Here is a 12163-nt window from a genome sequence, read left to right as displayed (position 1 = left end):
ACGCCCGTGCTATTGTAATCATAACCATTCTCACTTACACTTTGCGCATATTTTGAACGGGAGTCTTTATGTACGTTTGTTTATGTAATGGTGTAAGCGACAAAAAAATTCGTCAGGCCGTTCGCCAGTTTCAACCACAATCTTTCCAGCAGCTTCGTAAGTTTGTTCCGGTGGGAAATCAATGCGGTAAATGCGTTCGCGCAGCGCGTGAGATCATGCAGGACGAACTGATGCAGATCCCGGAATTCAAAGAGATCGCGTAAGCCTCCATCTTTTTTTTGACATCCCCGTAGCCCGATCTACGCTTCAATGAGTGGAAGCGGAGGGACTATATAATGAAAGGTGATGTTAAAATCATAAGTTATCTCAATAAATTATTGGGAAATGAGCTTGTCGCAATCAATCAGTATTTTCTCCATGCAAGAATGTTCAAAAACTGGGGACTGACTCGCCTCAACGATGTTGAATACCATGAGTCCATTGATGAAATGAAACACGCCGATAAATATATTGAGCGTATTTTATTCCTCGAAGGCATTCCTAACCTACAGGATCTCGGAAAACTGGGCATCGGAGAAGATGTTGAAGAGATGCTGCGTTCTGATCTCCGGCTAGAGCTGGAGGGTGCAAAAGACCTGCGTGAAGCCATTGCCTATGCAGACAGCGTACATGACTACGTCAGTCGGGATATGATGATCCAGATCCTGGCCGATGAAGAAGGGCACATCGACTGGCTTGAGACCGAACTGGATCTCATTAGCAAAATTGGCCTACAGAACTACCTTCAGTCTCAGATCAAAGTGGAAAGTTAATCAGGCTTTCCCAGCCAACGCATAAACCCGCTGCCGCCAGAAATGGCCCAAAAGGCAGTGGGTTTTTTAATGCCTGCTTATCAGGGTTGAACAACGAGAAACCAACCAGATACAGCAGAGCCATTAACGCGGCCACTAATGCCAGTACTGGCAGTACACACCAGCCATGCCATGCTCCCAGCGCCGCCAGATATTTTATGTCGCCATACCCCATCCCTTCACATCGGCAGATGAGTCGATATCCCCAATAGATAACGGCGAATCCGGCGTATCCTGCCGTCGCACCCACTACCGCGCTCGGCAAAAAATCAGGATGAAGACAAAGCTGGTAGAGCAGGCCCGTCCATAGCAGCGGGCAAAGGAATTTATCGGGAAGCAGCCCCGTGCGAATATCGGTGCGTACAAGCAAGGCCGATAACGCAAAATAGATCAGCAGAAAGGGGAGGGACATTAGCATAGCGAGAGCCTCAAAATGGTTTGAGCGCATACTCGTAATAATCAGCATGCCCGGCAATGTGTAAAAACACCAATTGCGCAGCGGCTTCAGACAAAGAGTTGAGAAGGGATACTTTGCATAAAAAATTGCGATGCCTTACGCAGAGTACGACTTTGGCGCTTAATTTCTAAACGGCACTTGCGTCTTTCGCTGATTTACGTATAATGCGCGGGCTTGTCGTAATTGACGGCGGGTTCAATCTGAACCAGAGTAGCTCACTTTGTTACTCAACAATGCTCCCAATTGGGGAGCTACGTAAGAACGGTTACACTCTCCCATCAATCGTAATGGGTTTGAGGAGTAATCATTTTCGTTTATAAAATAATTGGAGCTCTGGTCTCATGCAGAACCAAAGAATCCGTATCCGCCTTAAAGCGTTTGATCATCGTCTGATCGATCAATCAACCGCGGAAATCGTCGAGACTGCTAAGCGCACTGGTGCGCAAGTCCGTGGTCCGATCCCGCTGCCGACCCGCAAAGAGCGCTTTACCGTTCTGATCTCTCCGCACGTTAACAAAGATGCGCGTGATCAGTACGAGATCCGCACTCACAAGCGTCTGGTTGACATCGTTGAGCCAACTGAGAAAACCGTTGATGCTCTGATGCGTCTGGATCTGGCTGCCGGTGTAGACGTGCAGATCAGCCTGGGTTAATCAGGTCATCGAGCGATTGAGAGGTTGATACAATGATTGGTTTAGTCGGTAAAAAAGTGGGCATGACCCGCATCTTCACTGAAGATGGCGTTTCAATCCCAGTAACCGTAATCGAAGTTGAAGCAAACCGCGTTACCCAGGTTAAAGATCTGGCTAACGATGGCTACCGCGCTGTTCAGGTGACCACTGGTGCTAAAAAAGCTAACCGTGTAACCAAACCAGAAGCGGGTCACTTCGCTAAAGCTGGCGTAGAAGCTGGCCGTGGTCTGTGGGAATTCCGTCTTGCTGAAGGCGAAGAGTTCACCGTAGGTCAGGACATTAGCGTTGAGCTGTTTGCTGACGTTAAAAAAGTTGACGTAACCGGTACCTCTAAAGGTAAAGGTTTTGCTGGTACCGTTAAGCGCTGGAACTTCCGTACCCAGGACGCTACTCACGGTAACTCCTTGTCTCACCGCGTTCCGGGTTCTATCGGTCAGAACCAGACTCCGGGCAAAGTGTTCAAAGGCAAGAAAATGGCAGGTCAGCTGGGCAACGAACGTGTAACCGTTCAGAGCCTGGACGTAGTACGTGTTGACGCTGAGCGCAACCTGCTGCTGGTTAAAGGTGCGGTCCCGGGTGCAACCGGTAGCGACCTGATCGTTAAACCAGCTGTGAAGGCGTAAGGGGATAGCAATGGAATTAGTATTGAAAGACGCGCAGAGCGCGCTGACTGTTTCCGAAACTACCTTCGGTCGTGATTTCAACGAAGCGCTGGTTCACCAGGTTGTTGTTGCTTATGCAGCTGGTGCTCGTCAGGGTACTCGTGCTCAGAAGACTCGTGCTGAAGTAACTGGTTCAGGCAAAAAGCCATGGCGCCAGAAAGGTACCGGCCGTGCGCGTTCAGGTTCTATCAAGAGCCCGATCTGGCGTTCAGGTGGCGTGACCTTCGCTGCGCGTCCACAGGACCACAGTCAAAAAGTTAACAAAAAGATGTACCGCGGCGCGCTGAAAAGCATCCTGTCCGAACTGGTACGTCAGGATCGTCTGATCGTTGTCGAGAAGTTCTCTGTTGAAGCGCCTAAAACTAAGCTGCTGGCACAGAAACTGAAAGACATGGCTCTGGAAGATGTGCTGATCATCACCGGTGAGCTGGACGAGAACCTGTTCCTGGCCGCGCGTAACCTGCACAAGGTTGACGTACGCGACGCGACTGGTATCGACCCGGTTAGCCTGATCGCCTTCGACAAAGTCGTAATGACTGCTGATGCTGTTAAGCAAGTTGAGGAGATGCTGGCATGATTCGTGAAGAACGTCTGCTGAAGGTGCTGCGCGCACCGCACGTTTCTGAAAAAGCGTCTACTGCGATGGAAAAAACAAACACCATCGTTCTCAAAGTTGCTAAAGACGCGACCAAAGCAGAGATCAAAGCTGCTGTGCAGAAACTGTTTGAAGTCGAAGTCGAAGTCGTTAACACCCTGGTAGTTAAAGGGAAAGTTAAACGTCACGGACAGCGTATCGGTCGTCGTAGCGACTGGAAAAAAGCTTACGTCACCCTGAAAGAAGGCCAGAACCTGGACTTCGTTGGCGGCGCTGAGTAAGTCGGAGGAGTAATACAATGGCAGTTGTTAAATGTAAACCGACATCTCCGGGTCGTCGCCACGTAGTTAAAGTGGTTAACCCTGAGCTGCACAAGGGCAAACCTTTTGCTCCGTTGCTGGAAAAAAACAGCAAATCCGGTGGTCGTAACAACAATGGCCGTATCACCACTCGTCACATCGGTGGTGGCCACAAGCAGGCTTATCGTATTGTTGACTTCAAACGCAACAAAGACGGTATCCCAGCAGTTGTTGAGCGTCTTGAGTACGATCCGAACCGTTCCGCGAACATCGCGCTGGTTCTGTACAAAGATGGCGAACGCCGTTACATCCTGGCCCCTAAAGGCCTGAAAGCTGGCGACCAGATTCAGTCTGGCGTTGATGCTGCAATCAAAGCAGGCAACACCCTGCCGATGCGCAATATCCCGGTTGGTTCTACCGTTCATAACGTAGAAATGAAACCAGGTAAAGGCGGTCAGCTGGCGCGTTCCGCGGGTACTTACGTTCAGATCGTTGCGCGTGACGGTGCTTATGTCACCCTGCGTCTGCGTTCTGGTGAAATGCGTAAAGTCGAAGCAGACTGCCGCGCTACTCTGGGCGAAGTTGGCAATGCTGAGCATATGCTGCGCGTTCTGGGTAAAGCTGGTGCTGCACGCTGGCGTGGTGTTCGTCCTACCGTTCGCGGTACTGCGATGAACCCAGTCGATCACCCACATGGTGGTGGTGAAGGTCGTAACTTTGGTAAGCACCCGGTAACTCCGTGGGGCGTTCAGACCAAAGGTAAGAAGACCCGCAGCAACAAGCGTACTGATAAATTTATCGTACGTCGCCGTAGCAAATAATTTTAGAGGATAAGCCATGCCACGTTCTCTCAAGAAAGGTCCTTTTATTGACCTGCACTTGCTGAAGAAGGTAGAGAAAGCGGTGGAAAGCGGAGACAAGAAGCCCCTGCGCACTTGGTCCCGTCGTTCAACGATCTTTCCTAACATGATCGGTTTGACCATCGCTGTCCATAATGGTCGTCAGCACGTTCCAGTCTTTGTTACCGACGAAATGGTTGGTCACAAACTGGGTGAATTCGCACCGACTCGTACTTATCGCGGCCACGCTGCTGATAAAAAAGCGAAGAAGAAATAAGGTAGGAGGAAGAGATGGAAACTTTAGCTCAACATCGCCATGCTCGTTCTTCTGCACAGAAGGTTCGCCTTGTTGCTGACCTGATTCGCGGTAAGAAAGTGTCGCAGGCCCTGGACATCCTGACCTATACCAACAAGAAAGCTGCGGTATTGGTCAAGAAAGTACTGGAATCTGCCATTGCTAACGCTGAACACAACGATGGCGCTGACATCGACGATCTGAAAGTCGCGAAAATTTTCGTAGATGAAGGCCCAAGCATGAAGCGCATTATGCCGCGTGCGAAAGGTCGTGCAGATCGCATCCTGAAGCGCACCAGCCACATTACTGTGGTTGTGTCCGATCGCTGAGACTCTGGAGACTAGCAATGGGTCAGAAAGTACATCCTAATGGTATTCGCCTGGGTATTGTAAAACCATGGAACTCTACCTGGTTTGCGAACACCAAAGAATTCGCTGACAACCTGGACAGCGATTTTAAAGTACGTCAGTACCTGACTAAGGAACTGGCTAAAGCGTCTGTATCTCGTATCGTTATCGAGCGTCCAGCTAAGAGCATCCGTGTGACTATTCACACTGCTCGCCCTGGCATCGTTATCGGTAAGAAAGGCGAAGACGTAGAAAAACTGCGCAAGGTCGTAGCGGATATCGCTGGCGTTCCTGCACAGATCAATATCGCTGAAGTTCGTAAGCCTGAACTGGACGCTAAATTGGTTGCTGACAGCATCACTTCTCAGCTGGAACGTCGTGTTATGTTCCGTCGTGCTATGAAGCGTGCTGTACAGAACGCAATGCGTCTGGGCGCTAAGGGTATCAAAGTTGAAGTTAGCGGCCGTCTGGGCGGCGCGGAAATCGCACGTACCGAATGGTACCGCGAAGGTCGCGTACCGCTGCACACTCTGCGTGCTGACATTGACTACAACACCTCTGAAGCGCACACCACTTACGGTGTAATCGGCGTTAAGGTATGGATCTTCAAAGGTGAGATCCTGGGTGGTATGGCTGCTGTTGAACAACCGGAAAAACCGGCTGCTCAACCTAAAAAGCAGCAGCGTAAAGGCCGTAAATAAGGAGCGTCGCTGATGTTACAACCAAAGCGTACAAAATTCCGTAAAGTGCACAAAGGCCGCAACCGTGGTCTGGCGCAGGGTACGGATGTTAGCTTCGGCACTTTCGGTCTGAAAGCTGTTGGCCGTGGTCGTCTGACTGCACGTCAGATCGAAGCAGCACGTCGTGCAATGACCCGTGCAGTTAAGCGTCAAGGTAAGATCTGGATCCGTGTATTCCCGGACAAACCGATCACCGAGAAGCCACTGGAAGTTCGTATGGGTAAAGGTAAAGGTAACGTGGAGTACTGGGTTGCCTTGATCCAACCGGGCAAAGTCCTTTATGAAATGGACGGTGTTCCGGAAGAGCTGGCCCGTGAAGCCTTCGGCCTGGCAGCAGCGAAACTGCCTATCAAAACCACCTTTGTAACTAAGACGGTGATGTAATGAAAGCAAAAGAGCTGCGTGAAAAAAGCGTTGAAGAGCTGAACGCTGAGCTGCTGAACCTGCTGCGTGAGCAGTTCAACCTGCGTATGCAGGCTGCAAGTGGCCAGCTGCAACAGACTCACCTGCTGAAGCAAGTGCGTCGCAATGTTGCGCGCGTTAAGACTTTACTGACTCAGAAGGCGGGTGCGTAATGACCGATAAAATCCGTACTCTGCAAGGTCGTGTTGTTAGCGATAAAATGGAGAAATCCATTGTTGTAGCTATCGAACGTTTTGTGAAACACCCGATCTACGGTAAATTCATCAAGCGTACGACCAAACTGCACGTACATGACGAGAACAACGAATGTGGTATCGGCGACAAGGTTGAAATCCGTGAATGCCGTCCACTGTCCAAGACTAAGTCCTGGACGCTGGTTCGCGTTGTAGAGAAAGCGGTTCTGTAATAGAGTACGCATTCTCAATACGAATAAACGGCTCAGCAATGAGCCGTTTATTTTTTCTACCCATATTGCAGAAGCGGTGTTATAATGCCGCGCCCTCGATATGGGGCTTTTTAACGGCTCTGATTTTAGAGTCTCAGGTAGTAGTTGACATTAGCGGAGCACTAAAATGATCCAAGAACAGACTATGCTGAACGTCGCCGACAACTCCGGTGCACGTCGCGTAATGTGTATCAAGGTTCTGGGTGGCTCGCACCGTCGCTACGCAGGCGTAGGCGACATCATCAAGATCACCATCAAGGAAGCAATTCCACGTGGTAAGGTCAAAAAAGGTGATGTGCTGAAGGCGGTAGTGGTGCGCACCAAGAAGGGTGTTCGTCGCCCTGACGGTTCTGTCATTCGCTTCGATGGTAATGCATGCGTTATTTTAAACAATAACAGCGAGCAGCCTATCGGCACGCGTATCTTTGGGCCGGTAACTCGTGAACTTCGTACTGAGAAGTTCATGAAAATTATCTCTCTGGCACCAGAAGTACTCTAAGGAGCGAATCATGGCAGCGAAAATCCGTCGTGATGACGAAGTTATCGTGTTAACCGGTAAAGATAAAGGTAAACGCGGTAAAGTAAAAAATGTTCTGTCTTCCGGCAAACTCGTCGTTGAAGGTATCAACCTGGTTAAGAAACATCAGAAGCCGGTTCCGGCCCTGAACCAACCAGGCGGCATCGTTGAAAAAGAAGCTGCTATTCAGGTTTCTAACGTTGCAATCTTCAATGCGGCTACCGGTAAGGCTGACCGTGTAGGCTTTAGATTCGAAGACGGCAAAAAAGTCCGTTTCTTCAAGTCTAACAGCGAAACTATCAAGTAATTTGGAGTAGTACGATGGCGAAACTGCATGATTACTACAAAGACGAAGTAGTTAACAAACTCATGACTGAGTTTAGCTACAATTCTGTCATGCAAGTCCCTCGGGTCGAGAAGATCACCCTGAACATGGGTGTTGGTGAAGCGATCGCTGACAAGAAACTGCTGGATAACGCAGCAGCTGACCTGACAGCAATCTCCGGTCAAAAACCGCTGATCACCAAAGCACGCAAATCTGTTGCAGGCTTCAAAATCCGTCAGGGCTATCCGATCGGCTGTAAAGTAACTCTGCGTGGCGAACGCATGTGGGAGTTCCTTGAGCGCCTGATCACTATTGCTGTTCCACGTATCCGTGACTTCCGTGGCTTGTCCGCTAAGTCTTTCGACGGTCGTGGTAACTACAGCATGGGTGTCCGTGAGCAGATCATCTTCCCAGAAATCGACTACGATAAAGTCGACCGCGTGCGTGGTTTGGATATTACCATTACCACTACTGCGAAATCTGATGAAGAAGGCCGTGCTCTGCTGGCTGCCTTTGACTTCCCGTTCCGCAAGTAAGGTAGGGTTACTGAATGGCTAAGCAATCAATGAAAGCACGCGAAGTAAAGCGCGTAGCTTTAGCTGATAAATTCTTCGCTAAACGCGCTGAACTGAAAGCGATCATTTCTGATGTGAACGCTTCCGACGAAGATCGTTGGAATGCGGTTCTCAAGCTGCAGTCTCTGCCGCGTGATTCCAGCCCGTCTCGTCAGCGTAACCGCTGTCGTCAAACAGGTCGTCCACATGGTTATGTGGGCAAGTTTGGGTTGAGCCGTATCAAACTGCGTGAAGCCGCCATGCGCGGTGAAGTACCAGGCTTGAAAAAGGCTAGCTGGTAATTACCAATTGAATCACGGGAGTAAAGACAGATGAGCATGCAAGATCCGATCGCGGATATGCTGACCCGTATCCGTAACGGTCAGGCCGCGAACAAAGTTGCGGTCACCATGCCTTCCGCCAAGCTGAAAGTGGCAATTGCCAACGTGCTGAAGGAAGAAGGTTTTATCGAAGATTTTAAAGTTGAAGGCGACACCAAGCCGGAACTGGAACTTACTCTCAAGTATTTCCAGGGTAAAGCTGTTGTAGAAAGCATTCAGCGTGTCAGCCGCCCAGGCCTGCGCATCTATAAGAAAAAAGATGAGCTGCCAAAAGTAATGGCTGGTCTTGGTATCGCAGTTGTTTCTACCTCTAAAGGTGTTATGACTGATCGTGCAGCGCGCCAGGCTGGTCTTGGTGGCGAAATTATCTGCTACGTAGCCTAATCGGAGGAAAGAATGTCTCGTGTTGCTAAAGCACCGGTCGTTATTCCTGCCGGCGTTGATGTCAAAATCGACGGTCAGGTTATTACGATCAAAGGTAAAAACGGCGAGCTGACTCGTACCCTCAACAAAGCTGTTGAAGTTAAACATGCAGATAACGCTCTGACCTTCGGTCCACGTGATGGTTTCGTGGATGGATGGGCTCAGGCTGGTACCGCGCGTGCCCTGCTGAACTCAATGGTTGTTGGTGTTACCGAAGGCTTCACTAAAAAGCTTCAGCTGGTTGGTGTAGGTTATCGTGCAGCTATCAAAGGGAATGCAGTAGGCCTGTCTCTGGGCTTCTCACACCCTGTTGAGCATCCGCTGCCGGCCGGAATCACTGCAGAATGCCCGACTCAGACTGAAATCGTGCTGAAAGGCGCTGATAAACAGCTGATCGGTCAGGTTGCAGCAGATCTGCGCGCCTACCGTCGTCCTGAGCCTTATAAAGGCAAGGGTGTTCGTTACGCCGACGAAGTCGTGCGTACCAAAGAGGCTAAGAAGAAGTAAGGTAACACTATGGATAAGAAATCTGCTCGTATCCGTCGTGCGACCCGCGCACGCCGCAAGCTCAAAGAGCTGGGTGCAACTCGCCTGGTGGTACATCGTACCCCGCGTCATATTTACGCACAGGTAATTGCACCGAACGGTTCTGAAGTTCTGGTAGCTGCTTCTACTGTAGAAAAAGCTATCTCAGAACAATTGAAGTATACCGGTAACAAAGACGCCGCTGCAGCTGTAGGTAAAGCTGTTGCAGAACGCGCTCTGGAAAAAGGCATCAGCAATGTTTCCTTTGACCGTTCCGGGTTCCAATATCATGGTCGTGTCCAGGCACTGGCAGATGCTGCCCGTGAAGCTGGCCTTCAGTTCTAAGGTAGAGGTGTAAGATGGCTCACATCGAAAAACAGGCTGGCGAACTGCAGGAAAAGCTGATCGCGGTAAACCGCGTATCTAAAACCGTTAAAGGTGGTCGTATTTTCTCCTTCACAGCTCTGACTGTAGTGGGTGATGGTAACGGTCGCGTTGGTTTTGGTTACGGTAAAGCGCGTGAAGTTCCAGCAGCGATCCAGAAAGCGATGGAAAAAGCCCGTCGCAATATGATTAACGTCGCGCTGAACAACGGTACCCTGCAACACCCAGTTAAAGGTGTTCACACGGGTTCTCGTGTATTCATGCAGCCAGCTTCCGAAGGTACCGGTATCATCGCCGGTGGTGCAATGCGCGCCGTTCTGGAAGTTGCTGGAGTTCATAACGTTCTGGCTAAAGCATATGGTTCCACCAACCCGATCAACGTGGTTCGTGCAACTATTGATGGCCTGGAAAATATGAATTCTCCAGAAATGGTCGCTGCCAAGCGTGGTAAATCCGTTGAAGAAATTCTGGGGTAATTGACCATGGCAAAGACTATTAAAATCACTCAAACCCGCAGTGCAATCGGTCGTCTGCCGAAACACAAGGCAACGCTGCTTGGCCTGGGTCTGCGTCGTATTGGTCATACCGTTGAGCGCGAGGATACTCCTGCTGTTCGTGGTATGGTCAACGCGGTTTACTTCATGGTTAAAGTTGAGGAGTAAGAGATGCGTTTAAATACTCTGTCTCCGGCCGAAGGCTCTAAAAAGGCGGGTAAACGCCTGGGTCGTGGTATCGGTTCTGGCCTCGGCAAAACCGGTGGTCGTGGTCACAAAGGTCAGAACTCTCGTTCTGGCGGTGGCGTACGTCGCGGTTTCGAGGGTGGCCAGATGCCACTGTACCGTCGTCTGCCGAAGTTCGGCTTCACCTCTCGCAAAGCAGCGATTACAGCGGAAATCCGTCTGTCTGACCTGGCGAAAGTTGAAGGCGGCGTTGTAGACCTGAATACGCTGAAAGCAGCTAACATTATCGGTATCCAGATCGAGTTCGCGAAAGTGATCCTGTCTGGTGAAGTTTCTACTCCGGTAACTGTTCGTGGCCTGCGTGTTACTAAAGGTGCTCGTGCTGCTATCGAAGCTGCTGGCGGTAAAATTGAGGAATAAGTAGCAGATGGCTAAGCAACCGGGATTAGATTTTCAAAGTGCCAAAGGTGGATTTGGCGAGCTGAAACGCAGACTGCTGTTTGTAATCGGCGCGCTGATTGTGTTCCGTATTGGCTCTTTTATTCCGATCCCTGGTATTGATGCCGCTGTACTTGCCAAACTGCTTGAGCAACAGCGAGGCACCATCATTGAAATGTTCAACATGTTCTCTGGTGGTGCTCTCAGCCGTGCTTCTATTTTCGCACTGGGTATTATGCCGTACATTTCGGCATCGATTATTATCCAGCTGCTGACGGTCGTTCATCCGGCCCTGGCAGAGTTGAAGAAAGAAGGGGAGTCTGGACGTCGTAAGATTAGCCAGTACACCCGTTACGGCACTCTGGTGCTGGCAATATTCCAGTCGATCGGTATTGCTACCGGTCTTCCGAATATGCCTGGTATGCAGGGCCTGGTATTAAACCCAGGCTTTGCATTCTATTTCACCGCTGTTGTAAGTCTGGTCACAGGGACCATGTTCCTGATGTGGCTCGGCGAACAGATTACTGAACGAGGTATCGGTAACGGTATCTCAATCATTATCTTCGCCGGTATCGTTGCGGGTCTCCCGCCGGCCATCGCCCATACTATCGAGCAAGCGCGTCAAGGCGACCTGCACTTCCTCCTGTTGCTGTTGGTTGCAGTATTAGTATTTGCAGTGACGTTCTTTGTTGTCTTCGTTGAACGTGGTCAACGCCGCATTGTGGTGAACTACGCTAAACGTCAGCAGGGTCGTCGTGTCTATGCTGCACAGAGCACACATTTACCGCTGAAAGTGAATATGGCGGGGGTTATCCCGGCTATCTTCGCTTCCAGTATTATTCTGTTCCCGGCAACCATCGCGTCATGGTTCGGGGGCGGTACTGGTTGGAACTGGCTGACAACAATTTCGCTGTATTTGCAGCCTGGGCAACCACTTTATGTGTTACTCTATGCGTCTGCGATCATCTTCTTCTGTTTCTTCTACACGGCGTTGGTCTTCAACCCGCGTGAAACAGCAGATAACCTGAAGAAGTCCGGTGCATTTGTACCAGGAATTCGTCCGGGAGAGCAAACGGCGAAGTATATCGATAAAGTAATGACTCGCCTGACTTTGGTTGGTGCGCTTTATATTACTTTTATCTGCCTGATCCCGGAGTTCATGCGTGATGCAATGAAAGTACCGTTCTACTTCGGTGGGACCTCACTGCTTATCGTTGTTGTCGTGATTATGGACTTTATGGCTCAAGTGCAAACTCTGATGATGTCCAGTCAGTATGAGTCTGCATTGAAGAAGGCGAACCTGAAAGGCTACGGCCGCTAAATGGTCGTCT

Annotated in this window: 25 protein-coding genes; 24 read left to right on the top strand and 1 reads right to left on the bottom strand. The window is 50.2% G+C overall.

The genetic code is table 11. The features are described from left to right. The first annotated feature begins 68 nt into the window (after positions 1-68). The gene (gene bfd / locus L2Y28_RS20480; protein WP_003863268.1) at positions 69-263 is read left to right on the top strand and encodes a bacterioferritin-associated ferredoxin; all 195 of its coding nucleotides are present in this window, start codon (positions 69-71) and stop codon (positions 261-263) included. Positions 264-335: 72 nt separating this feature from the next. Beyond that, positions 336-812, top strand: a complete 477-nt coding sequence (gene bfr, locus L2Y28_RS20475; RefSeq protein ID WP_003863270.1) for a bacterioferritin — start codon at positions 336-338, stop codon at positions 810-812. Here the strand turns inward: bfr and L2Y28_RS20470 are convergent. After that, complete coding sequence (locus L2Y28_RS20470) at positions 796-1269, bottom strand: A24 family peptidase (RefSeq protein ID WP_022649590.1); 474 nt, start codon at positions 1267-1269, stop codon at positions 796-798. The genes bfr and L2Y28_RS20470 overlap by 17 nt on opposite strands. A 380-nt stretch (positions 1270-1649) precedes the next feature. On the opposite strand from L2Y28_RS20470, the gene rpsJ reads away from it, so the two are divergent. The 22 genes from rpsJ to secY all read left to right on the top strand — a co-directional run bounded on the left by rpsJ (position 1650) and on the right by secY (position 12153). Continuing rightward, on the top strand, positions 1650-1961 hold the full coding sequence (gene rpsJ, locus L2Y28_RS20465) for a 30S ribosomal protein S10 (protein ID WP_001181005.1): 312 nt from the start codon (positions 1650-1652) through the stop codon (positions 1959-1961). A 32-nt stretch (positions 1962-1993) separates the two neighbouring features. Continuing rightward, a complete protein-coding gene (rplC, locus tag L2Y28_RS20460) occupies positions 1994-2623 on the top strand; it encodes a 50S ribosomal protein L3 (RefSeq protein ID WP_006178923.1) in 630 nt (209 codons plus the stop codon). 10 nt (positions 2624-2633) lie between these two features. Next, on the top strand, positions 2634-3239 hold the full coding sequence (gene rplD / locus L2Y28_RS20455) for a 50S ribosomal protein L4 (RefSeq protein WP_000424395.1): 606 nt from the start codon (positions 2634-2636) through the stop codon (positions 3237-3239). Next, complete coding sequence (gene rplW / locus L2Y28_RS20450; RefSeq protein WP_000617546.1) at positions 3236-3538, top strand: 50S ribosomal protein L23; 303 nt, start codon at positions 3236-3238, stop codon at positions 3536-3538. Before rplD ends, rplW begins: the two co-directional genes overlap by 4 nt. Before the next feature lie 17 nt (positions 3539-3555). Further along, complete coding sequence (gene rplB, locus L2Y28_RS20445) at positions 3556-4377, top strand: 50S ribosomal protein L2 (RefSeq protein ID WP_000301859.1); 822 nt, start codon at positions 3556-3558, stop codon at positions 4375-4377. A 16-nt stretch (positions 4378-4393) separates the two neighbouring features. Continuing rightward, entirely contained in the window at positions 4394-4672 is a 279-nt protein-coding gene (gene rpsS, locus L2Y28_RS20440; RefSeq protein WP_001138117.1) for a 30S ribosomal protein S19, read from the top strand. A gap of 14 nt (positions 4673-4686) precedes the next feature. Beyond that, positions 4687-5019: a 50S ribosomal protein L22 gene (rplV, locus tag L2Y28_RS20435; RefSeq protein ID WP_002919773.1), complete on the top strand. Its 333-nt coding sequence runs from the start codon at positions 4687-4689 to the stop codon at positions 5017-5019. Between the two features lie 17 nt (positions 5020-5036). After that, positions 5037-5738, top strand: a complete 702-nt coding sequence (rpsC, locus tag L2Y28_RS20430; RefSeq protein WP_000529945.1) for a 30S ribosomal protein S3 — start codon at positions 5037-5039, stop codon at positions 5736-5738. A gap of 12 nt (positions 5739-5750) precedes the next feature. After that, the gene (gene rplP / locus L2Y28_RS20425) at positions 5751-6161 is read left to right on the top strand and encodes a 50S ribosomal protein L16 (protein WP_002919759.1); all 411 of its coding nucleotides are present in this window, start codon (positions 5751-5753) and stop codon (positions 6159-6161) included. Continuing rightward, on the top strand, positions 6161-6352 hold the full coding sequence (rpmC, locus tag L2Y28_RS20420) for a 50S ribosomal protein L29 (protein ID WP_003863282.1): 192 nt from the start codon (positions 6161-6163) through the stop codon (positions 6350-6352). The genes rplP and rpmC overlap by 1 nt, the downstream gene beginning before the upstream one ends. Further along, positions 6352-6606, top strand: coding sequence for a 30S ribosomal protein S17 (gene rpsQ / locus L2Y28_RS20415; RefSeq protein ID WP_002438707.1), 255 nt, complete (start codon positions 6352-6354; stop codon positions 6604-6606). Before rpmC ends, rpsQ begins: the two co-directional genes overlap by 1 nt. Before the next feature lie 166 nt (positions 6607-6772). Further along, complete coding sequence (gene rplN / locus L2Y28_RS20410) at positions 6773-7144, top strand: 50S ribosomal protein L14 (RefSeq protein WP_002919748.1); 372 nt, start codon at positions 6773-6775, stop codon at positions 7142-7144. A gap of 10 nt (positions 7145-7154) precedes the next feature. After that, positions 7155-7469 carry a 50S ribosomal protein L24 gene (gene rplX / locus L2Y28_RS20405; protein ID WP_003863287.1) on the top strand — a complete coding sequence of 105 codons (315 nt, stop codon included), beginning with the start codon at positions 7155-7157 and terminating at the stop codon, positions 7467-7469. Positions 7470-7483: 14 nt separating this feature from the next. Next, complete coding sequence (gene rplE / locus L2Y28_RS20400) at positions 7484-8023, top strand: 50S ribosomal protein L5 (protein WP_022649589.1); 540 nt, start codon at positions 7484-7486, stop codon at positions 8021-8023. Between the two features lie 14 nt (positions 8024-8037). Beyond that, positions 8038-8343 (top strand): 30S ribosomal protein S14, encoded by a 306-nt coding sequence (gene rpsN / locus L2Y28_RS20395; protein WP_003863291.1) that lies wholly within the window; start codon positions 8038-8040, stop codon positions 8341-8343. A 30-nt stretch (positions 8344-8373) separates the two neighbouring features. Then, positions 8374-8766 (top strand): 30S ribosomal protein S8, encoded by a 393-nt coding sequence (gene rpsH, locus L2Y28_RS20390; RefSeq protein WP_006178918.1) that lies wholly within the window; start codon positions 8374-8376, stop codon positions 8764-8766. 12 nt (positions 8767-8778) lie between these two features. Continuing rightward, positions 8779-9312 (top strand): 50S ribosomal protein L6, encoded by a 534-nt coding sequence (gene rplF / locus L2Y28_RS20385; protein WP_003863296.1) that lies wholly within the window; start codon positions 8779-8781, stop codon positions 9310-9312. A gap of 9 nt (positions 9313-9321) precedes the next feature. After that, positions 9322-9675, top strand: a complete 354-nt coding sequence (gene rplR, locus L2Y28_RS20380; protein ID WP_003863297.1) for a 50S ribosomal protein L18 — start codon at positions 9322-9324, stop codon at positions 9673-9675. A gap of 14 nt (positions 9676-9689) precedes the next feature. After that, on the top strand, positions 9690-10190 hold the full coding sequence (rpsE, locus tag L2Y28_RS20375) for a 30S ribosomal protein S5 (RefSeq protein ID WP_003863299.1): 501 nt from the start codon (positions 9690-9692) through the stop codon (positions 10188-10190). Positions 10191-10196: 6 nt separating this feature from the next. Further along, positions 10197-10376, top strand: coding sequence for a 50S ribosomal protein L30 (gene rpmD / locus L2Y28_RS20370; protein ID WP_003863301.1), 180 nt, complete (start codon positions 10197-10199; stop codon positions 10374-10376). Between the two features lie 3 nt (positions 10377-10379). Further along, positions 10380-10814: a 50S ribosomal protein L15 gene (rplO, locus tag L2Y28_RS20365; protein WP_014885468.1), complete on the top strand. Its 435-nt coding sequence runs from the start codon at positions 10380-10382 to the stop codon at positions 10812-10814. Between the two features lie 7 nt (positions 10815-10821). After that, a complete protein-coding gene (gene secY / locus L2Y28_RS20360; RefSeq protein WP_003863305.1) occupies positions 10822-12153 on the top strand; it encodes a preprotein translocase subunit SecY in 1332 nt (443 codons plus the stop codon). The last annotated feature ends 10 nt before the right edge of the window (positions 12154-12163 follow it).

Origin of the sequence: Enterobacter sp. JH25 (assembly GCF_021725435.1) — a bacterium.
Taxonomy (GTDB): Bacteria; Pseudomonadota; Gammaproteobacteria; order Enterobacterales; family Enterobacteriaceae; genus Enterobacter; species Enterobacter intestinihominis.
The sequence above is the reverse complement of the archived record's forward strand: the minus strand, read 5'-3'. Positions and strand labels throughout refer to the sequence as shown.